The organism is Demequina aurantiaca (assembly GCF_000975135.1).
Lineage (GTDB): Bacteria > Actinomycetota > Actinomycetes > Actinomycetales > Demequinaceae > Demequina > Demequina aurantiaca.
Genome location: NZ_BBRF01000001.1, coordinates 1,323,802 through 1,344,560, shown reverse-complemented (window position 1 = coordinate 1,344,560; position 20,759 = coordinate 1,323,802). Strand labels below are relative to the sequence as shown.

13 protein-coding genes are annotated in these 20,759 nt (G+C 64.4%); 7 read left to right on the top strand and 6 right to left on the bottom strand.

The window, feature by feature from the left end; translation table 11 throughout:
* Positions 1-61: 61 nt before the first annotated feature.
* The 4 genes from AOP73_RS06120 to AOP73_RS06105 all read right to left on the bottom strand — a co-directional run bounded on the left by AOP73_RS06120 (position 62) and on the right by AOP73_RS06105 (position 10,498).
* Positions 62-7,261 carry an SdrD B-like domain-containing protein gene (locus AOP73_RS06120; RefSeq protein ID WP_061963885.1) on the bottom strand — a complete coding sequence of 2,400 codons (7,200 nt, stop codon included), beginning with the start codon at positions 7,259-7,261 and terminating at the stop codon, positions 62-64.
* A 90-nt stretch (positions 7,262-7,351) separates the two neighbouring features.
* Positions 7,352-8,080 carry a hypothetical protein gene (locus AOP73_RS06115; protein WP_152650549.1) on the bottom strand — a complete coding sequence of 243 codons (729 nt, stop codon included), beginning with the start codon at positions 8,078-8,080 and terminating at the stop codon, positions 7,352-7,354.
* Entirely contained in the window at positions 8,077-9,348 is a 1,272-nt protein-coding gene (locus tag AOP73_RS06110) for a right-handed parallel beta-helix repeat-containing protein (protein WP_061963881.1), read from the bottom strand. Before AOP73_RS06110 ends, AOP73_RS06115 begins: the two co-directional genes overlap by 4 nt.
* Before the next feature lie 103 nt (positions 9,349-9,451).
* Positions 9,452-10,498: an EamA family transporter gene (locus AOP73_RS06105; RefSeq protein WP_084626598.1), complete on the bottom strand. Its 1,047-nt coding sequence runs from the start codon at positions 10,496-10,498 to the stop codon at positions 9,452-9,454.
* A gap of 102 nt (positions 10,499-10,600) precedes the next feature.
* Between AOP73_RS06105 and AOP73_RS06100 the strand changes: the two genes are divergently transcribed.
* Positions 10,601-11,134 carry a CGNR zinc finger domain-containing protein gene (locus tag AOP73_RS06100; RefSeq protein WP_061963879.1) on the top strand — a complete coding sequence of 178 codons (534 nt, stop codon included), beginning with the start codon at positions 10,601-10,603 and terminating at the stop codon, positions 11,132-11,134.
* A 116-nt stretch (positions 11,135-11,250) separates the two neighbouring features.
* Here the strand turns inward: AOP73_RS06100 and AOP73_RS06095 are convergent, their stop codons facing one another.
* A complete protein-coding gene (locus AOP73_RS06095; RefSeq protein WP_061963877.1) occupies positions 11,251-12,693 on the bottom strand; it encodes a helix-turn-helix transcriptional regulator in 1,443 nt (480 codons plus the stop codon).
* 118 nt (positions 12,694-12,811) lie between these two features.
* Between AOP73_RS06095 and AOP73_RS06090 the strand changes: the two genes are divergently transcribed.
* The 6 genes from AOP73_RS06090 (at position 12,812) to AOP73_RS11745 (ending at position 19,608) form a co-directional block, all read left to right on the top strand.
* Complete coding sequence (locus AOP73_RS06090; protein WP_061963875.1) at positions 12,812-14,671, top strand: phosphoenolpyruvate carboxykinase (GTP); 1,860 nt, start codon at positions 12,812-12,814, stop codon at positions 14,669-14,671.
* Between the two features lie 152 nt (positions 14,672-14,823).
* Positions 14,824-15,276 carry an iron chaperone gene (locus tag AOP73_RS06085; RefSeq protein ID WP_061963873.1) on the top strand — a complete coding sequence of 151 codons (453 nt, stop codon included), beginning with the start codon at positions 14,824-14,826 and terminating at the stop codon, positions 15,274-15,276.
* Between the two features lie 140 nt (positions 15,277-15,416).
* A complete protein-coding gene (locus AOP73_RS12105) occupies positions 15,417-16,547 on the top strand; it encodes a hypothetical protein (protein WP_236683517.1) in 1,131 nt (376 codons plus the stop codon).
* Positions 16,548-16,735: 188 nt separating this feature from the next.
* Complete coding sequence (locus tag AOP73_RS11855; protein WP_152650548.1) at positions 16,736-17,545, top strand: hypothetical protein; 810 nt, start codon at positions 16,736-16,738, stop codon at positions 17,543-17,545.
* Between the two features lie 36 nt (positions 17,546-17,581).
* A complete protein-coding gene (locus AOP73_RS06070; protein ID WP_201774493.1) occupies positions 17,582-18,808 on the top strand; it encodes a low temperature requirement protein A in 1,227 nt (408 codons plus the stop codon).
* 245 nt (positions 18,809-19,053) lie between these two features.
* Positions 19,054-19,608, top strand: a complete 555-nt coding sequence (locus AOP73_RS11745) for a pirin family protein (protein WP_369345519.1) — start codon at positions 19,054-19,056, stop codon at positions 19,606-19,608.
* On the opposite strand, the gene AOP73_RS06065 is transcribed toward AOP73_RS11745, so the two are convergent.
* Complete coding sequence (locus AOP73_RS06065; RefSeq protein WP_084626597.1) at positions 19,511-20,665, bottom strand: tellurite resistance/C4-dicarboxylate transporter family protein; 1,155 nt, start codon at positions 20,663-20,665, stop codon at positions 19,511-19,513. The two genes, AOP73_RS11745 and AOP73_RS06065, sit on opposite strands and share 98 nt — an antisense overlap.
* Between the last annotated feature and the right edge of the window lie 94 nt (positions 20,666-20,759).

Here is a 20,759-nt window from a genome sequence, read left to right as displayed (position 1 = left end):
GACGGAACAAACACATGGGGCCCCAACCGATAGGTCAGGGCCCCACGTGCGTCACGTTGTTCTAGTAGCGCCTGCGCCGTGCAATCATCAACAGCATCAGCGCTCCAAGCCCAGCGAGTCCAATGGCGGCGGCAAGCTGCAGGCCGGAGTCCGCGCCGGTTCCCGACAACTCGGTGACCGTGGTCAGCAATGGAGTCGGAGCAGGCGCTGGCGTCGTGGACGCCGCCGGCGTGGGCACGGGGCTCGGCGTAGACGAGGGATCCGGATCCGGGGCAGGCGCCGGGGGCACCTCCGTGGGCGGCACGTCCTCGGGACTCGTCGCACACTCCGGCGTGGCCGGCGGGTACTGCAAAGTCACCGTGTACTCCGGGTTGACCTGGAACAGCACCTCGACACCATCACGGGTCCAGGCGTAGTTGCCATCGGTCTCCACATACGAACCGTCGGCCAACTGCTCCCAACCGGGCCACTGCAGCGGCGCGGTTGCCGATGCACCAGGCCACAGGATCTCTCCTGCGAGCGGCTGGTTCTGAATCACGTAGTCCTGCGACGGGTCTGTCGGGTGCTTGAACGTGATGGTCAACGGCGTCGCATCCTGGGTGGTGAATCCCTCCGGAAGCTGCAACGAGTAGTTGAGCCACGGAATGTCGCCCACACACTGGGCCACGATGTCGCCGGGGAGGAGCTCACGCTCTCCCGGGGGAATCGAGTAGAACAGCAGGTCAACCGTCAGGTTCGAGTTGGGCTGCAGCACACCATACGCGGACTCGGGGTCCCCAACGGGCTCGCGGTTTTGAGACAGCGCGAATGACTTGGTTCGCACCGGCCCCTGAGAACGGGCGTCGCCGGACACGGGGTAGCCGTTGTCGTCCAACTCGATGGGGTTGCCGTTCACGTCCGGCGCTGAGGCGTCGTTCTCTGGGTACGTCGACGATGCGACGTACTGCATGGCGGCGCCCACCTTGAAGTACGCCTCGGGAATTTGCACAAAGTAGTCACCCTCGGGCAGGCCGTGGAATGAATAGTTGCCGTTCTCGTCGGTGACTGACACCAGCGGCTGGCCGTCACGTCCGAGCACCGGTGTACCGGCGTTGTCGTTGACGTCGCTGCCGTAATTACTGTGACCGTAGATGAGTTGCACGCCCACGCCGGCAAAGCGGATGGGCTCGTCCTGATCCAACACACCGCTGTTGTCCGCGTCCAGACCGAGGAGGCCTCCAACCTCGAGGTTGTAGAAGGCGAAGTCCACCAGCAGGTTGGTGCTCGCGTCTGAGAACTCGTCGCCGTTGCCCTCCGCCTGGAGCGAGTCCTCCCCGGTGGGCATGCCGTTTGCGATGGCCGTGAAGGGTGCGCTCGACACGTCGGCGAAGTCTGCGCCATTGATGCCGCGGTCATAACCGTCGTCCAGCGATACCCATGATCCGGACACCGAGTAGTAGCCGTCCAGCACCGCTCCTACGGCGAAATTGCTCGCCGGAATGGTGACCTTGTAGCTGCCGCCATCGAGGAGGCCGGCGAACAGGTAGAGACCTTGTTCGTCGGTCACAGTCGTGTCGACCACGTCCCCGGACTCGGCGTCGATCAGCAGTACCGTGACGCCCACCGCGGGCGCATCGATGCCGTCCTCGTAGATTCCGGACTCGCCGCTGTCGAGCCAAACCTGGTTGCCCACGGACAGGCGGTAGAACCCCGCGTCGACGGTGAAGTCGGAGCGGTCGTCGTCGATGCGAGGACTCGCGTCTCCCGCCTCCTGGCCTGCGTCCTCGCTGTCGTGGTCGTCCTCGCCCGAGCGCGATACCTCGTTGGTCGGCGCGCCGTCGATCGGAGTGCCCACTGAGAACTGCGCAGTACGCCACCCGATCAACTGCGTAGCATCGTTCGGGTTGTAGCCCGCCACAAAGTTGGAGTCGTTGTCGACGCCGTCACCTGGCGTGACGTTCGCGTTATCGGAGACTCGGAAGCCCTCGAAAAGCCCGGTGTCGGGATGCTGTTCCCCTGCCACCGCGGTATCCAACTGGTCCACCGGGATGTTCACCGCGTAACTGCCGGCCACCAGGTTGGTGAACTCGTACGTGCCGTCGTAGTCCGTCACCGTCTCGCCAATGACGTTGCCCGTGGAATCCAGGAGCTGCACGAGCGCTCCGTGGAAGCCGGGCTCGCCCTGTTCTGCCACGCCATCGTTGTCGATGTCGTTCCACACCAGGTTTCCGATGCGGTAGGTAGGAACGTTGATGAGGCCGAAGTCCACGTTCAGGTACGAGTTGACGTCCGGAACGGGGACGCGCGGCGAGGCGTTCGCCGCGGCCTCGGCGGTTCCGTCTTCGTCAGCGGAGGCGTCGTCCTCGGCGATGGGTGCATTGCCGACCGTCAGCACGATGGGTCCGGAGACGGAAAGCTTGCCCGATGCCGGGGCACCGTCGTTGTCGTCGTCGGCTTGGATCGCACTCGAGGAGACCACGGAGGACGCCTGGAGATCAGACTCCCCCTGGGCGGCATCAATCGAGTCGATCGCCGCGAAGTAGGTGACGCCTGCACTGAGGCCCACGAATTCATACAAGCCCCCTGCGCGGGTCGTCGTGGTTCGCACGGGCTCGCCGGTCAGGTCGTCCACGTACAGGTTCACGGTGACACCCGTCAGTCCGGACTCGTCTTCATCGAAGATGCCGTTGTTCTGGTGGTCACCAGCGCCTTCGTCGAGCCAGACGTTGTTGCCCAGACGCAGCCCTGGAACAAAGCCAAGGTCGATCGTGAGATCCGAGCGGTTGTTAGCGTGATCGCCGACGGAGTCGTTCGCCCAACCCTCGGCGCCCTCGTCGGTAGGCTCATCCGCCTCAAAGGGATCCGCCTCGTCACCCAGAGTGAACGCGCCACTCACCACGGTGGTGTCCGCGATGGCCGGGCTGGGGGCGATGCCGACAGTGATGTCGTCGTCCTCCAGCGGCGCAGCATCGGGGTTCTTGACGCCCGCGACCGGGGTGGACGGCGCGTAACTGCCGAGCTGACTCGCGTTGACCGCGGTCGCGATGCGTACGTAGTAGTCACCCTGGGGCACGTCGCTGAAGGCGTAGTTGCCGTCCTCGTCGGTCGTGGTGGTGTCCACAGCATCGTCCGTTTCGGTGTCGTCTCCCACGTTGCGGAGCTCGACCGTCACGCCTTCGATGCCGACCTCGTCATCGTCCTTGACGCCGTTGTTGTTCGCGTCCTCCCACACCAGGTTGCCGACGCGGTATGTCGGTACCTCCGTGAAGATGAAATCGATGTTCAGATTCGACTGGGCATCCGAATAGTCGCCACCCGCCGCAGCGAGGTCTGCCTCGGACGATTCAGGGTTGCTACCCTGCGCCATCGAGAACGCAGCAGAGATTGCCAACCAACCCGTAGCCGGCGCACCGTCATCCTCGGCGTCGCCAATCTCGGTGTTGGTGGTCGACGGGTTCGTAGAAACACCCGGGACGGAGATGAAGCCGTCGAGGACTTCGTCGTCTCCTTGTGCCAGGGTCTGATCCGTCGGCACTCCCACGCGGTACTCGCCCGCGCTCACGTCGTCAAAGAAGTAGTAGCCGTCGTCGTCGGTCAGCGTCGTCGCGACAACGACGTCGTCTTCTTCCTCCTCAGTGCCCTTGGTGTCGATGAGCTGGACCACGGCACCCGATCCGACGCCCGATGCGGCGGTGAAGTCGCCATCGTCGTCGAGGAACAGGCGCGAGCCGATTCGCATCGGGTTCACTGTCACTTCTGCGGTGTCCTGGTCGTCCTCGTCGCCAACGTCGTTCTTGGGCGTCGAGTCGACATCGAGGACGAAGGAAGGCAGGTCGTTCTCGAGGTTGGCGTCGTTGTCGAAGTCCACGATCTCTGCCGTGTTGATGTACTTGGCGCGCGTGTCGCTGGTGACGTCGACGAGAACTTCGAAGGTCACGGACTCTCCAGCCGCGAGGTGATCGATAGTCCACTCGTCGTCACCGCTGTACGTGACGGTGTGCTCCACGTCGGTGGGCTCGCCGACCACTGTCTGCGACGTGGGGTTGTCCGCGGAGGGATCCGTGACAATCTCCATGTCGGTGCCCGGACGATCCTGGACCGCAATGGCGAAGGCAGTGTCTAGGCCCTCGTTGGTCACGGTGACGTTAAAGGCAACCTGCTCCGGCATCGGCCCATTGAGTGAGCTTGCCTGGTCGGAACCCAGGTTCTTCTCGAGCGCGAGGTCGAACAGCGGCACCTCGGCCACATCGTGGTCGTCCTCGTCGAGGTCGCCCTCGGTGTTCGCGGTCGACGTCTCACCATCGTTGGTGAAGCGCTCGCCGTCCGTGTCGTCGTCGGTGATGTCGCCGTCGTTGTCGGCCACAGCATCGGCGATTGAATCGATGTCGTAGACAATACCGGGCACCACGCCGCCATCGGCGGAGTCGCCGTTGTCCGCGTCACCATCAGTGTCGAAGTAGCTGATCTCAGCGGTATTCAGCAGCGGACTGTCCGATGCCTCGGGGTTCGCGGCGGCTTGCAGCGTGATGGAGAACGTCACCGACTCGTCGCCGGCGAGCGACGGAATCGTGAGGGACGGAACCGACTCGGAGCCGTTTCCGGACACCACCCAGTCTGCGTCCACGTCGGTGGTGGCGCCATCGAAGTCAAGCGCCACGGTTTGATCCGCGGCGAGATCCTTGAACGAACTCGCGTCGATGTAGTCCACCACCCGAACGGGCTCGACCGCCTGGTCGCTCTGGTTTGTCACGGTGATGGTGAAGGTCACGGCGGCGTCGCCGTCCACGTACGAGCCCGTCATTGATTCGAAGGTCTTGGTCAGCGCCAGGTCGACGGGAAGGTAATCGACCTTGTCCGCGAACCCAGCGTCGAGCGTGTGGTCGTTTTGGCCCGGGTTGGTGTCCTCCGCAGAGATCGCGATGTCCGGAAACCAGTCCGTGGCAAGCGCACCGGACTCGGGCGTTGCTGGGTTGGAGTCGATCGCGTACGACTGACCGGCATAGGCGTCGTCGGAACGATCCGCACCCAGAGTCTGCTCAGCCTTGGTCAGCATCAAATCCGAGAGCGGGCCGGTGGCGTAGTCGGCGGCGCTTCCAATGCGCACGGTGAAGGCCTGGCGGTAGGCAAGCCCGCCGCCGATGCTGTCGTCGTCCAACGCATTGGCCTGCGTTGCGTCTGTGGTGAAGAGATAGTAGCCATCGGCGTCGGTGACCGCGGTGCCGACCGGGGTGGCTGAAGCATTGAGTAGCTGGACGGTGACACCCTCAATGCCACGCTCGCTGGGGTCCTGAATGCCGTCGCGGTCGGAGTCCTTCCAGACCAGGTTGCCAATCTCGAGCGGTGCGGAGTCGCAGAGCGCCTCGAGGTCGCCAAGCCCGTTGGCCTTGCCCCAATACGTCTGTGGGTTGGTAGCCAGGTTGGGGTTGGCGCTCGCCGGATTGGTCTTTCCGGTGTTGTTATAGACGGCATAGGAGCCGAGTTGACCACCGTTGTCGCTCTTCTTGAGGTTGATGATGCCGTTCTCGTCGTAGCGGTTGTTGACCTGAGCCTGCGCCGCGTTGCTCGTGTAGCCTCGCGGGTCGTAGGACGTGGACAACAGGCCCGCCTTGAGCGGCAGATTAACCAGCGCTCCCATCGCGCCCTCGTCCCAACTGTCGGATGCGTCGTCGCCGTTGAAGTATTCGGTACCAGTGTGGGTGCAGCCGGTGGCGCCCTCAATGGCGTATGAACCCCCACCGACCGAGCACGCGCGGAGCGTGTCACCGAGCCCGCGCGGGTACGGGTTCGAGGCCTCAATCTTGTCGTTTCCGGGGATCTGGTCACCGTAGCGGTCTCGGATACCGAGGATGAGGTTGGCGCCATCGAACTCGATGTCCGTCAGCATGGGCTGCGGCTGGATTTCACGACCGAGGCGCGAGTTGTCGGTCGCTGTGCCCCGGTTCTGATCGGCCCACGCGTGCTCAAAGTGCCAGGCATTCCACCGATCGATTTTGTCAGTAGGGAACTCGTCATTGCGACGAATCTGCTGTTCGTTGTCCACGTCGGCGTCGAGCACCAAAGTCCACGTCCCCGAGCCGGCCGGGTCGAGGGTCCAGACGTAGTACCGGAGCGTGTCGTTCGCAGCGTCGTTGAAGGTCTCGGACTCGCCGGAACACACGGCACCCACGTGAAGTACCCCACCCGGGCTCATACCCAGCCCAAAAGGACGCACGTCGGCTGGCTTGCAACTGTTAACACTCGTGGGGACCGAGAACGACGTGATATCACTGGCGACCAATGCGGAGCTCTTGGTGGTGGGCACCTGGTAGACCTTGCGGTCATTCAGGCCTACCACGTAGAGCAGGCGCCCATCATTCGAGGCCTCGAGGTCGCCTAGCCCTCGCTTACCGATCAACTGCGCGGTGTCTTTGGACGCATCTGAGAGGTTCGAGTCCTTGAACCAATCGACGGCGTTCGCACCCGTCGCCGGCGACTTGGGGTGCGGGTTTGCACCGCCGGGACTGTTCGAGAACAGCGCATTGAGGTCAACGAGCGTAGAGAAGGTCGAACCGCTCTGACGATAGATGGTGGCAACACCGCTGTCCGTCAGGAACGGTGCCTTGCGACGGAGATAAGACGACGTGAAGATGTCCTTGGTGACGGGATCTGACGCGACGCCGTACAGCGCACCCGTCTTGTCGCCAGTCGTGAGCTTCGTGTTCGCGTTGCTGCCATTCGCGTAGATCTCAGCCTGGCTGTAGCTGAAGCTCAGCAGCCCCGTGTTGCTCAGGTAGTTCTTGTTTGCGTCCGACACTGCCCACGGAAAAACGGTGGTGCACAGCGTGGGGTTGTCCTGGCAATAGTCACCGGGCTGCTCTACTGCAAAGTCGACTCCCGAGGCCGAACTGTCGGCCGCGAGGGGCACAATCTGGACTGAGGTCCTGTTGTCGGCGCCGATGCGCGAGGACTCGTAGCCGGACGGGACGGCCATTTCCACTCGCAGGAAGCCGGCGGCGCTGCCGGTGGCGATCGTGTACGTGCCATCGGCACCGGTGGTCGCGGCTAGCTCAGTCCCCGCGTCGTTGTACGCGTAGATCTTTACGCCCGCGACGCCCACGTCTGCGGCGTCTTTGACTCCGTCATGGTCGTAGTCGTTGAAGACTGTGCCCGTCAATTGGGACGCAGCCGCCGATGCGGGGGCCGCGACCAGCGTCAGCCCAAAGCTAGCGAGCACCAACGCCATGGCGCCGGCAACAACGAGGCGGACCGACTTGGCGCGCAACAACAGACCAGAAAAGTTCACAACACTCCCTCAGCATTCGTAAGAACCGAGTGAAATGTATCGGAGTAGCAGGCCTCATCCCTAGCAAAAGTGTGACGTAGGCCACTCCGTTTACTCAATCGTTACAAGGATGTCCGATATGTCCTGGATGGAGGTCACTTCTGGCGTCGCTGGCAGGTCGATGTCCCGCGGACCTTGGTCAGCCAACTCGACCACCACCGGCCGATCACCGTCAGAGTTGTTGCCTTCAAACCGCATCATCATGATGCCGTCGGCCTCGAGCCAGACCCTGGTCGCGTCTCCATACTGGAACACGTCCGCCTCCACACCGCTGGAGTCGTCGGTGCGCAACCATTGCACGCCATTTTGTTGAATCAGCAACGAGTTTTCCCGCTGAGGGGCCGCGAGCGCCATGACGACTGCGACGAGCGAGTCCAGGTCGTAGGTAGCGGGGTCTGCCGGGCGTCCCACCCACGGCTGCGCGTCGCGGCTAAAGGTCGCCGCAGCATCGGGCAGGCCCGGGTAGTGCACCAGCACCGAATCGCCCAGCCAGGCAACCTCGTCAGCCGCCGCAAGGTCGCCGTCCGCCTGCACGAGCGCGCGACCCGCACCGCCCACAAAGTCGACGTCGCCGTCCAGGGTGATGCTCTGACCGTCGGGCATCACCGCGCGCACCACAAAGCCGGCGCCACCGGCATCGAAATTTTCAAAGAACGTGTCCGCGATGCGGTCCGCCTCGTCATTCGTCACGGGACGCGGGCCCTCCTCTGCGGAGGAACATGCCACGAGCGTGAGCGCGGCCACGACGGCAAGCGCGCCGATGCGGATCATTGACTTCACGCGGACGGCACCGTGATCGCGTCAAGGTCGGGGAACGTGGGCTCCGTCGGCAGCGGAGCAGGCGCCACGGTCAGGTCTCCCGGCATGGTGGTCTGCGCGGGTGGCGCGTCCATGGTCCGGTAGTCGACTCCGGCTGGATCACGCGGGTAGCGCAGGTCCACCTCATCGAGAGGGTGGTCCTGCTCGTCGCACGGCATCAGGGTCTCGATGTCCTCAGGCAGTGACGTCGTGAAGTCGTTGCCCTGGAAGCAGTTGCCTGCGCTGGTCGAAACCGCAGACGATGGGCCATAAATCAGGTCCGTCCCGTTATCGCGGAGCACGTTGCCTTCGACGACGTTGCCCTCGGGGTCAAATGGGTTGAACCCGACCACACCAATGCCGAACACGTCGTGCCCGGTCACAAGGTTGCGGGCGACGTAGTTAGCGACGCCGCCGCCAATTGCGATGCCGCCGCCAAAGAAGCCCCGAGTGATGGGCGGGGTGTTCGCGTTGTCATTGTCCTCGATGACGTTGCCTACGACAAAGGTCTCGCGCTGCGGGCTGAGTAGCTCCTGCGTCTGCGAGTTGGGCGTAAGACCCAGGCGGTTGCCACGGAATGTCGAGTTGACCACATAGACCTTGCCCGAGGCGTTGGTGCCGTAGTACCCGATCGCGTTGTCTTCCATGGTGACGGCGTCGATCACGGTGTTGCACGGGTCGCACTGGCCCACATAGAGCCCGGAGTCGGGGTGGCCGCTCGCATACACGTTGTCAATCACGCCGTTGCGACTCTGGAACGCATACACGCCGTACAGCCCGTTGTTGTAGCTCGTGACGTAGGACACGTGGAAGCGTTCCAAGTGCGGAACCGTACCGTCGTCCTCCGTCTCTGGGGGGTCGCGGTAGTCGTCCTCGAAGTGGCCCAGCTCGCCGGTGCCGGTGAAGATAACCCCGTTGTGCCGGTACGAGTGGACCGTCATGTTCTCGATGCTCACACCGTCACCGGTCACGATGAACGCCGAGCGCAGGTCGTCGCCACCGTCAAAGATCACCTCGTTGCGGTCGAGCCCTCGCACAGTTACGTCGTCGACGTCTACGGTGATCTCCTCGGCATATGTGCCAGGCGAGATCAGGATCAAGTCACCGGGCACCGCGTCGTCGACTGCGTCCTGGACAGTGGCGTAGTCGCCCGGGACCGCGTAGGTGCCAGGGTCGCGCGCCGAGGAGCAGGCGGACAAGCCAACGGACGCGAGGAGCGCGCAGACAGCGGCGGCAATCGAGCGAATCATGCTGACAGTGTAGGCAACGCCGCGGCCGAGCCCGTCCGGCCGGTTCGCACCGACCTTCCGGCCGATGCCGGGGCTAGATTCGCAGGCGGGTGAGGCCCACGCGTCATACCGGTACGGCGACCACCGGGTCGGTCACGGCGCGCTTGCGCTTGCCTCGCGGCTTCTCTCCCACCTTCACCAGCACCACCCCAGCGAGCACCAAGGCGGCGCCGCCCATCTGAATGGGCATGGGCGCCTGACCCAGGAGCAGCCAGGCAAAGATGGCGGCGGCGATGACCTCGGAGAGTGCCACGAACGACCCAAGTCGCGAGCCCAGACGCCGGGTCGCCGCGATGCCGGTCACGTAGGACACCGCGCCGGTAATCACTCCCAGCACGAGCAGCACCGCCCACCAGGGCGCCGCGAACGACACGAACTGCACGTCGCCAAAGCCGACCGTGATCGGCAGAACGCCGACCATCGCGGCTGCTCCGAGCACCACGAGGGCCACCAGCAACCCGCCAGCGGCGAGCGTCATCGGGGGAAGGCCGTTGCCCTCGTCTCCGGAGATCACAAAGTAGACCGCTGCGCCGACCATGGCGGCCAGCGCCCAGGCCACGCCGACCAGGGAGATGCGACCGCCGCCTAGGACATCAAGCAGCAGCACCAGGCCGAATGCCGCGACGCCCGCCCCCATCACCGTCAGCGCGGAGGGGCGTGCCCCCTGGCGCACCCACAGCCACAACACCACGGCGACGGGCGCCGTGTACTCGATCAGCAGCGCGACGCTCACGTCGAGGTATCCGATGGCCAGGAAGTAGCACAGCTGAGCGCCGGCCACGGCGAAGACGCCGTAAGCCACCACGGTGCCGATGCTGCGCCTCAACAGACCCCAACGGCCGCGAAGGGCGAGGATACCGGGCACGATGAGCACCGCGGTGGCAATAGCCACACGCACCAGAGTCGCCGCTCCCGCGCTCCACCCCAGGTCCATCAGGCCACGCGCGAGGCTGCCGGACAAGCCAAACGACGCGGCGGCGGCGAGTGCGAAGAGCAGGCCCGACCCCAGGCGCGAGGGAGCGCCAGCAACCGCGCCTTCGGAGGCGTCTACGGTCGGCAAGGATGCCGCTCGTCCACTAGCGGGCACAATGATCCGCGGTGCCTTCGTCATGCTTGATTTCGTCGCGCTTTTCATTGTCGCCTCCCTAGATGAGTCATTAGTCAAAGTCCCTATGGCTCATTACGATAATCGGCCAAGTGGTAATGTGTCAACATGACGTTTGCCAATGACACGCTCGAGGCGTTGGAGTCCGGCGTCCTGCTGTCGAACTCAGAACTCGAGCCCGACACCCTCAGCACCATGGACGAGCTCGTCGAGTTTTTTGACGGCTTCACGTACACGGGTGCGCGACCCACCGCACGCGACCTCGACGAGGTGCGTGCGATCCGCTCGACCTTGCGTTCGCTGTTCACCGCGTCGCGCGACGGCGCCGTGCCGCTGGTGAACGAGATCCTCGCCGACCAAGGCGCCCTGCCGCAGCTGGTGCGCCACGGCGACGTCGACTGGCACATCCATGCCACCGACGACGATCGCCCACTCGCGGAGCGCATCCTCGTGGAGACCGCGATGGCGATGATCGACGTCATTCGCGCGGATGAGATGAGCCGCTTTGGCCGCTGCGAGATGGATGACTGCGACGGAATCGTGCTCGACCTCTCGCGCAATCGCTCACGCAAGTACTGCTCCACCACGTGCACCAATCGAGCCGCGGTCAGCGCCTACCGCGCCCGTCAGGCCGACGAGTAGCCACTGACCCATCCCCCGTGTGCGCTGGCGGTACATGAGTGCGGAGCTGGAGCCGAATCCCGTACTGATGTACCAATTGGAAGCAAGCGGCGGCATCGGCCGGCACAAGGGGCGCGCTAGACGTGCCCGTCATCCCCCGCATGGGCCTCAAGAAATTCGTAGAGCTCCCGGTCGTCGACCCCCGGGTAGGTACCGTGCGGCAGCGGCGAGAAGATGTGTGCGTGCACGCGGGCACTCGCCCACGCCTGACCCGTCCACCGCTGCGCGAGACCGTCGTCGGGACGCCGGCAGCAGGTGAGGTCCGGGCACCGCGACGTGGCACGGTGCGGTGACTCGCGCCCGCGGAACCATTTGGACTCGCGGTAGGGAACCCCGAGCGTAATCGCGAACTCCTCGTTAGAGCCGATGCCGGTCTGCGTGGACTCGAAGAAGGTTCCGTGCGGGGTATCTGTGTACTGGTAGTGCTCGGTGGTGCGGGTGGTGCGCCCTAGTGCCTGACGCGCCCCCCAGTACCGGCACACAATCTCACCTTCAGTGGATCCGGTGGCATCCAGGGGCAGAGGTAGGCCGTCGTTCTCGTATGCGCGCACCACGGCGCCGTCGCCGCTGACCCGCAGGAAGTGCAACGGGATACCCAGGTGCACAGTCGCGAGGTTGGTGAAGCGCAGGGCCGCCGCCTCATGGGTCACGCCAAACGCATCGCGAAAGTCCTCGATCGCGATGGACCGGTTGTCCTTGGCGGTCTGCAGGAAGTCCACCGACGCGCGGCGCGGCATCAGGCACGCCGCCGCGTAGTAGCTCGCCTCCAGCCGCTGGAGGAGAAAGTCTCGGTAGCTGGTGGGAGCCTTGTGCTCGAGCACCACGTGGGCAACGGCCTGCAGCGCGAGTGAGCGCAGCCCGTGCCCACCGGGAATGGACGCCGGCGGGATGTAGATACGGCCGTTCTCCAAGTCCAGCACGGAGCGCGCCGAGTGCGGCAAGTCATCCACGTGAATGATGGATAGCCCCACCCGGTCCGCCATCTCGGCGACCGTCCGGTGCGTCAGTGCGCCCGTGGTGTGCCCCACGGCCGCGGTCGCCTCGTCCGCCAGCACCTCAATCTCGGGCAAATAGTTGTTCTGCTCGCGCAGCCACCAGCGCATCTTGGTGTTCGCACGCCGAGCCTCCTCGGGTGTCGCAATCGCCAGCCGCGCGCGTCGGTCCAGCTCGCGGTGCATGCCCACGATGGCCCGCAGGGTCTGGTCGTTCATGCCGCGGGTGGCCTTGATGGTCGGTAGCCCCAGCTCTTGGTAGGCGGAGTTTGCCTGCGCCCGGTGCAGGTCGAGTTCGAGCGCGGCGCGCTCCGAGGGTGGGGTCTCCTCGATCAGGTCCGCGACCGAAACATTGAACACGTCCGCGAGCGCGGTGAGCACGGACAGCCGCGGCTCACGCTTGCCGTTTTCCATAAGCGACAACTGGCTGGCGGCCACGTCGACTCGCTCGCCCACTTGGTCGAGGGTGAGCCCGGCCTCGGTACGGAAGTGTCGAATTCGCAGGCCAACCATTGCAATATCGGGCATGAACTTCTCGCAATCTAAAGAATTGCAATTCTTTCGCCCAATCGTGCCACGACTTGCCGCGAAAGTCACCGTAACGTCGTGAACAAGAGCAACTTTAGTTGGAATCAAAGGAGACACCATGACCTTCACCGACATCCGCCCCCACATCTCCCACCGTGCACCTCGCATCGCGACTCCGTCAGTCGTCGCCTGGGTCGAGCGCATCGCCGCCCTGACCGAACCTGACGCGATTTACTGGTGCGACGGCTCCGACGCCGAGCGCCAGCAGCTCCTCGCCGGCATGGTCGCCTCGGGCACCCTCACCGCCCTCAACCCAGACCTGCGCCCGGGCTCTTACCTCGCGCGCTCCAACCCTGACGACGTGGCGCGTGTCGAGTCCCGCACCTTTGTGTGCCCCAAAAACGAGGCCGATGCTGGCCCCACCAACAACTGGGTCGAGCCGGGCGAGATGCGCGACAAGATGAAGGACGTGTTCGAGGGTTCGATGCGCGGACGCACCATGTACGTCGTCCCCTTCGCCATGGGTCCCGTTGGCAGCCCCATGGCCCGGTACGGCGTCCAGGTCACCGACTCCCCCTACGTCGTAGTGAGCACCGGCACCATGACCCGCATGGGCGCGGCGGCCCTCGGGCAGATTTCTGAGGCCACCGCCTGGGTGCCGGCCGTGCACTCAGTGGGCGCTCCGCTGGCCCACGACGAGGAGGACGTCGCTTGGCCGTGCAACCCCACCAAGTACATCGTCCACTTCCCGGAGACCCGCGAGATTTGGTCCTACGGATCGGCCTACGGCGGCAACGCGATCCTCGCGAAGAAGGCCTTCGCGCTGCGCATCGCCTCCACGTTGTCTCGCTCCGAGGGCTGGATGGCAGCTCACATGCTGCTGCTCAAGGTGACCGATGCGGCGGGCACCGTCTCCCACGTCGCGGCTGCCTTCCCTAGCGCGTGCGGAAAGACAAACTTCGCGATGATGACCCCCACCGTCCCTGGCATGAAGGTGGAGACCATCGGCGACGACATCGCCTGGCTCGCCCCCGACTCCGACGGCAAACTGCGTGCCATCAACCCCGAGGCAGGATTCTTTGGCGTGGCCCCCGGCACCGGCGTGGACACCAACCCCATCGCGATTGACACCCTGACGCACGACACGATCTTCACCAACGTGGCGCTGACCGACGACGGCGACGTCTGGTGGGAGGGGCTCACCGAGGAGGCGCCGGAGCACCTGATCGACTGGAAGGGCAACGACTGGACCCCCGACTCGGCCTCCCCCGCCGCGCACCCCAACTCTCGCTTCGCGGTTGCTGCGGCTCAGTGCCCCACCATTGCCGACGACTGGGAGGCCCCCGAAGGCGTCGTGGTGGACGCCATCGTCTTTGGTGGGCGCCGCGCCACCAACATCCCGCTCGTCGCACAGGCGCGCAACTGGGAGCACGGCGTGTACATCGGCGCAACGCTCGCCTCGGAGCGCACGGCAGCAGCAGAGGGCACCCTGGGCGAGCTGCGCCGTGACCCGTTCGCAATGCTCCCCTTCGCGGGGATGCACATGGCGGATCACTGGCAGCACTGGCTGGACCTCGGGGACGTACTGAGCAAGACCTCGACTCCCCCGCCCATCTTCCAAGTGAACTGGTTCCGCAAGGGCTCGGACGGCTCGTTCCTGTGGCCCGGATTCTCGGAAAACTCGCGCGTGCTGGAGTGGATCCTCGCCCGTGCCCACGGAGAGGTCGCGGCGGACTCTGGGCCCTTCGGACAGGTGCCGCGCGAGGGGCAGATCGACTTCGAGGCCGCCGGCATCGACCGCGACGCGTGGAGTGAACTGTTCGCGCTCGACCACGGCGCGCTCCGCGCCGAAGCTCGCGACACGGCCGGCTACCTCGACAGCATGGGCTCGCGCGTGCCTCACGAACTCCACACTGAGCACCGCCTCATGCAGGACAGGCTCGCGAACGCTCGCCGGCGCAGCAGTGAGGACCAGTAGACCAAGCCAAAGCCCACCGGGGTGAGACTCACCCGCGGACGGCGGGGCAGCACCAGCTGCCGTCCGCATGGGTCTGGCGACGGGCATAGAGTCCCACAATCAACCACACGAAAGTAGTGCAGAACTGCTTGCCTCAGTGATTGACTGGACTCATGGCGACAAAGGATACGAACAAGGGCGGCTTCACCGACGACGAAAAGGCGGCGATGAAGGATCGCGCGGCGGAAGCCCGTCGAGAGGCGAAGGCGGCCAAGGGCGCAAAGGCGCGCGAAGCCGACTTACAGGCGGTGATCGACAAGATCGAGTCGATGGAGCCGGCGGACCGCAAACTGGCCACGAAGGTGCACGAGATCGTCACCGCAACGGCGCCGGAATTAAACCCCAAGACCTGGTACGGCATGCCCGCCTACGCGAACGCCGACGGCAAGATCGTGTGCTTCTTCAAGGATGCCGCCAAGTTCAAGTCGCGCTACTGCACGCTGGGCTTTGAGGAGGCCGCGGACCTGGATGAGGGATCAATGTGGGTGACGAGCTACGCGTTAACCGCCGTTGGCGCCGCCGAGGAGAAAACCATCAGGGCCCTGGTGAAGAAGGCAGCCGGCTAGGAGCATTCCATGCTTCCCAGCTCCTGGTGATGGTTGCCCCTGCGAGTAAGAGCCTTCCCGCACCATTTTGGTCTCTGAGTGAAGTTCATATTAGGATTTCGTGTCGTGTGACGGACCGCGATACGAGCGGCGCGCACTCAATGAAAAGAATACTCTTGAGAAAACAACGCGCCCTTCTGCTCACACTCGCAGGCTCGCTGCTGCTCCTTCCCCTGGCAGCCGTGCCGGCCTCGGCCCACACCGCCGACTCCGTTTCGGTGAGTTCCCCCAACGTTGTCGCTGGTGGAACGGTGGACGTCACGATGTTGGCTACAGCAGCGGCTCCCGGGAATCAAGGTGCGAATCAGGAAGTGCAGTTGGCAGCACCAGGGCTTATCGCGGTGTCAGCCGGCGCAGGTTTCGCGGATGTGGTGACAAATCCCGTGCAAACTGCATGTCTGCCTGTGGGTTCGACCCTGGAGCCCGAGGCGACGTGCCTTTGGCGTGACCCCGCCGAGAACGACACGCTGTCATTCAAAGCAACGCTCAGTATTCCAGTAACCACGCCTCCCGGCGAATACACCATCACTGGCACGGTCTTGGATCAGGACCCACTTTCAGTAGCCGAAGCTAAGATCAGGGTGCTGGGTGCGGCGGTGCCGACCATCGCTGTTGATCCGTCTAGCACTCAGCCTGGCACCAGCGTCAATGCCACTGGCTCCTTCACCGCATCGACACTCGGCACGTTCTCGGTAGGCGTCTACCTTCGAGGCACAGGCGGTCAGGGCACAGTTGCTGAGCCGGCCTCGGTTCCCGCCGGGCTGACGAACTGCACCTTTGATGGACCACGTGCATATATTTGCGACTGGGCACCTACAGCCATAGGCGACATGGTGACCCTCACGGTGCCGACCAATGTCGCGGACACAGCGTCAGCTGGCTCGTCGTTTACGGTCGAGGCCTGCGCTACGTCCACACCACGCCCCGCGCCCGCTACATGCGCCCCCACCACGCTCAACATCGTTGCGCCTGTGGTGCCAACGCCCACGCCCACGCCCACGCCGTCTCCGACAGTGACTCCAACCGTGACACCCACGGCCACTCCCACGGTCACGCCGACGGCCACTCCCACGGTCACGCCCACCACTCCGGGTACGGACAGCGGCACGGGCAATTCCGGCGGCGAGGAGCTAGCAGGCACCGGTGCCTTTTCGGGAATTCTGGCAGCCGTCGCGGCCGCACTAGTTGCCGCCGGATTCGTTCTGCTGCGGACCCGCCGCACTACTCGCTAAGCAGTCACTCCACGCACCAAGGCTCCTCGCCCTCCTACAACGGAGGCGGGGAGCCTTGGTGCGTTGGCACCCCATATCGAGGCCTCAAATGCCCCCACTCTGCGTTAATTGACCAAAAGGTCCTAAACTGGATAGGCGTGACGCCAGTACGGCCGTCCTGGCGAACCTCCGATGAAGTGGGTCCCGCCATGAATATCACAACCAAAATCGTCATCGCTGCCATAGGTGGCTTGACGCTCGCCCCGCTGGTAGCCACACCTGTTTGGGGTGAGACCGTCACATCGGGCTTCACACAGGGTGTCCCTACGGTGGTCCCCGCACCCGCCTCGGCGACTCCCGCAATATCGGTGGCGCCAGGCGCCGCCCAACCGGGAACAAGCGCGACTGCCTCCGCAATCTTCACCGCTGACACGCCAGGTGACTTTGAGGTCACCGTGAGCCTCAACGGTACGGGCGGAACCGGAACGTTCACCGCGCCCACCCCCTCCGCGGGACTCAGTAGTTGCGGTCTCGATGCCTCGAGCCTCGTTTACAGTTGCAATTGGACGGGGGCGTCTACCGGCGACCAGCAGACCATCGCGCTACCGGTGGCCGTCGGTTCTGCCTCCACCACAGGCGTCTCTTGGTTCGTCAATGCTTGCGCAAACATTGCGACGGGAGAGACTTCCTGTATCGGTGCGACGCTTGACATCGTCGCACCCACGCCCAGGACCACACCAACGCCTTCGGTCACTCCTTCGCCGAGCGCTAGCCCTAGTGCCACTCCATCACCCGCACCGTCCGCATCCACGACTGGGGTCGCTGATTCGGGCGAGAGCAACTCCACCAGTCAATCCGGTGGCTCAGACGGTACGGATGGGTCAACAGTCTCCGGTGACGCTAGCGCGCCCGAACTCGCCGGGACGGGCGCCTTCTCTGGCGGACTCGCCGTCATCGCCCTCGCCCTCGTGACCAGTGGCCTCTTGCTGATCGGGACGCGACGCTCGACCACAAATTGACCGCCACGACATGCGGCGTGTCCGTACGATGTGGTTATGGCCGACCCCACCGCCGCACGGTTCCGACTCACCCGCATGGTGCCGCGCAGCGCGGACGAGGAACACCGGGCCGCGACACCGCTTGAACTCTTCTTCGACCTGGTGTTTGTCATCGCGGTGAGCATCGCCGCCTCCAACCTCCACCACGCACTCTCCGAAGGCCACCCGGCATCGGGCCTCTACTCGTACCTCTTTGTCTTCTTTGGCATCTGGTGGGGCTGGATGAACTTCACGTGGTTCGCCACGTCCTTCGGCACGGATGACTGGTTCTACCGGGTGCTCACGTTCGTCCAGATGGGTGGCGTACTCGTCTACGCTGCGGGAATCGGTCGGGCCTTCAACGATCACGACTACCGCCTGCTGGTCGCTGGCTACGTGCTGATGCGCATCGGCATGGTCGCCCAGTGGCTGCGCGCCTCCCGCAACGCCGGCGAACTGCGCCGCACCACTCAGATCTACGCGTTCGGCATTGCGACCACTCAGGTGCTCTGGCTCGGATGGCTTCTGATCCCCGAGTCGCCGCTGTCGACGGTAGTCCTGCTGCTCCTGATCGCGGCGGAGCTCGCAGTTCCCATTCTTGCCGAGCGCGAGACGAGTACACCCTGGCATCCGCATCACATCACCGAACGCTTTGGCCTCTTCACCATCATCGTGCTGGGCGAGAGCCTGCTCGCCTCCGCCAACGCCATCATTGAGGCACTTCAGGGAGACGGCGACTTGGCTTCTCTGATCTCACTATCAGTGCTGACCCTCGTGGTCACTGCCTCCCTCTGGTGGATCTACTTCTGGCCCCCGCACCACCGCGAGATCGGGTCCTTCTCTCGTTCGGTGCGCTACGGGTATGGGCACTACATCATCCTGGCCGCTGCGGCCGCCGTCTCCGTGGGGGTTGAGGTCGAGATTGATGCGCTGACCGACGAGGCACACATCGGCGAGATGGCAGCATCACTCACCATCGCAATTCCCGTCGCGGTGTTCATGCTCACGGTCTGGTGGGTGACGGTGCGCGAACACGCGGATCGCACCGTCAATATCGCCATCCCAGCGGGCGCGGCGCTGGTGCTTGCCGATCCGATCATTCCTATACCCATCGCGATTACCTCGATCGTGTTGGTGGCCCTTGTGGTGATACTCGTCCGCCATCCTCCCCTCAAGAAGGACCAAGAACGGGGACACATCACGGGCGACGACTCAGACGAGCCCTCGCTGGCGACAGGCTCATAAACTGGACCCCATGAGCAACTTGGACGCAACTCCGCGCGAGGTCGTGGGCACCTCCGAAGAATCACACGGCAGTGCCGAGATGCTTGAGCCCCGGCGGGTCCCCCTAGGTGGGCTACGCGCCATGAACGTCCGGCGCACGCTACCGCAGCGCCGGAGAAGCCTGATCGGCTCGTGGTGCTTTGCGGATCACTACGGCCCTGCATGGGGTTCAACTGTGGTTCGCCCTGCCGGAGACGACCAGGCACATGGCGCCCACTTTTCACCACTACGCGCCCGATGCCGTGGTTGGCGAGGGCACGCGACTACGGGTTTTCCTTGGCTCGCTGGCGGGTTCGACCTCGCCAGTGACGACGTATACCCCGCCGCTCCTGGGAGCCGAGGCGACCCTCGCCGCCGGAGCGACTCTGGAACTGGACGTCGATCCGTCCTTTGAACACGGAATCCTGCTTGACTCGGGCGACCTGAGGGTTAACGGCGAACCGGTACCCCAGGACCACCTCCTCTACCAGCCGACGGGACGCCGTTCTTTGCGGCTAGAGGCGGGCGACTCGCCCGTGCGTGCACTCATTCTGGGAGGCGAACCACTGGGCGAGCATATCGTCATGTGGTGGAACTTCGTCGCCCGCACCCACGATGAAATCGTCGCCTACCGAACGGCCTGGCAGGCGGAGATCAGCGCCGAGCCAGCCACGGCATCGTCCTTTAGTCCGAGCCCCCGCTTCGGAACTTTTCCCGAGGGACAGCCCCCTCCGGTGCCGGCGCCCGAGCTTCCTCACGGTCGGCTGCGCCCGCGCGGCTAAAGGCGGCTCTCGCCGTCCACGAGATCCGTCTCAGCATGCCAATCATCGCCATGGTCCAGACCGTGACAGCGACCACCAAACTCACCTTGCCGATGTTCTCGACAATGGGCAGTGCGTCGAGCTGGCCCAAACTGATTGATGCGACGGCGAACATGCCCATCGGGAAGACCATCGACCACATCGTCGGCACGTAGCGCAGCGGCACCTTGTGGATCCAGTGGCGCCACACGCCCGCTCCCAGCAGCATGGGGATCAGCCAAGCGGCGATGCACCAGAAGATCACCACGGTCCCGCCGATGATCGCGCTCGCGACGTCCACCATCGGCGTTGAATCCATCCCCACCACGTTCACGCCGGCCACGACTGCGATCGCGAGCGCACCCATAGACACCCAATACGGGGGCTCGAACTCCTCGGGGGTAAGCCCATAGTGAATGATGCGCAACATCACAAACAGTGCGACGGCCAGATACAACGCGACCCCCACGGACCAGGACAACACCGCGAGTAGCCCCACCCAATATGTCGATCCGTTGAGGAACGGCTGCGACTGTGCGAGACCGATGGCGAGGGACTGACTGGCGACCGCCCAGATGAACCACGTGCCGTTGGTGTGCGTCAGCACCGACTTGCCGTCGCGCGCCATCAGCACTTGCCAGGGCAGCACATAGCCAAAGACGAACCAGAGACCGGCACCCACGAACACCAGTGGCATCGCGACGTGCGGCCGCTCCTCCAAGAACAAGCGAACTGCCAGTACGTCGGTGGCTGCGACGATGGTGAAGAACGCGAACACCTTCTCGGGGTTGCGTACGTCCGCGAAGAACTCGCGCCTGAACGCGATGGCCCGCCAGAGGAACAGCACCCACAGCACCGCGTAGGCCACTAAGGCGATCGTGAGCAGCACGCCGGAGAACGAATCGAAGCCGAGGTCCTTGAGGCCGACGGAAATAATGCCCGTACCCATGACCAGCGCAAAGTACCCGGGCGAAAGCTGCGCTACCGCCTGCTTCACGGGGGCCAGACGATGCTGTGTGACTACTGCTGCCTCGGCCATTGCTCCATAGTAGGGAGTTTGGAGCGAAGGCACCCGCACCGGGGGCGCGGAAAGTTCGCGGAGGCGCTCCCCCGACTCCGAGGCGCCGCCAGCG

Bases quoted from the DNA above. Each gene is read 5' to 3' on its own strand.
- AOP73_RS06065 (WP_084626597.1), bottom strand. From the start codon at position 20,665: ATGGCCGAGGCAGCAGTAGTCACACAGCATCGTCTGGCCCCCGTGAAG.
- AOP73_RS11855 (WP_152650548.1), top strand. From the start codon at position 16,736: ATGAATATCACAACCAAAATCGTCATCGCTGCCATAGGTGGCTTGACG.
- AOP73_RS06070 (WP_201774493.1), top strand. From the start codon at position 17,582: ATGGCCGACCCCACCGCCGCACGGTTCCGACTCACCCGCATGGTGCCG.
- AOP73_RS06110 (WP_061963881.1), bottom strand. From the start codon at position 9,348: ATGATTCGCTCGATTGCCGCCGCTGTCTGCGCGCTCCTCGCGTCCGTT.
- AOP73_RS06105 (WP_084626598.1), bottom strand. From the start codon at position 10,498: ATGACGAAGGCACCGCGGATCATTGTGCCCGCTAGTGGACGAGCGGCA.
- AOP73_RS11745 (WP_369345519.1), top strand. From the start codon at position 19,054: ATGGCGCCCACTTTTCACCACTACGCGCCCGATGCCGTGGTTGGCGAG.
- AOP73_RS12105 (WP_236683517.1), top strand. From the start codon at position 15,417: ATGAAAAGAATACTCTTGAGAAAACAACGCGCCCTTCTGCTCACACTC.
- AOP73_RS06100 (WP_061963879.1), top strand. From the start codon at position 10,601: ATGACGTTTGCCAATGACACGCTCGAGGCGTTGGAGTCCGGCGTCCTG.
- AOP73_RS06085 (WP_061963873.1), top strand. From the start codon at position 14,824: ATGGCGACAAAGGATACGAACAAGGGCGGCTTCACCGACGACGAAAAG.
- AOP73_RS06095 (WP_061963877.1), bottom strand. From the start codon at position 12,693: ATGCCCGATATTGCAATGGTTGGCCTGCGAATTCGACACTTCCGTACC.
- AOP73_RS06090 (WP_061963875.1), top strand. From the start codon at position 12,812: ATGACCTTCACCGACATCCGCCCCCACATCTCCCACCGTGCACCTCGC.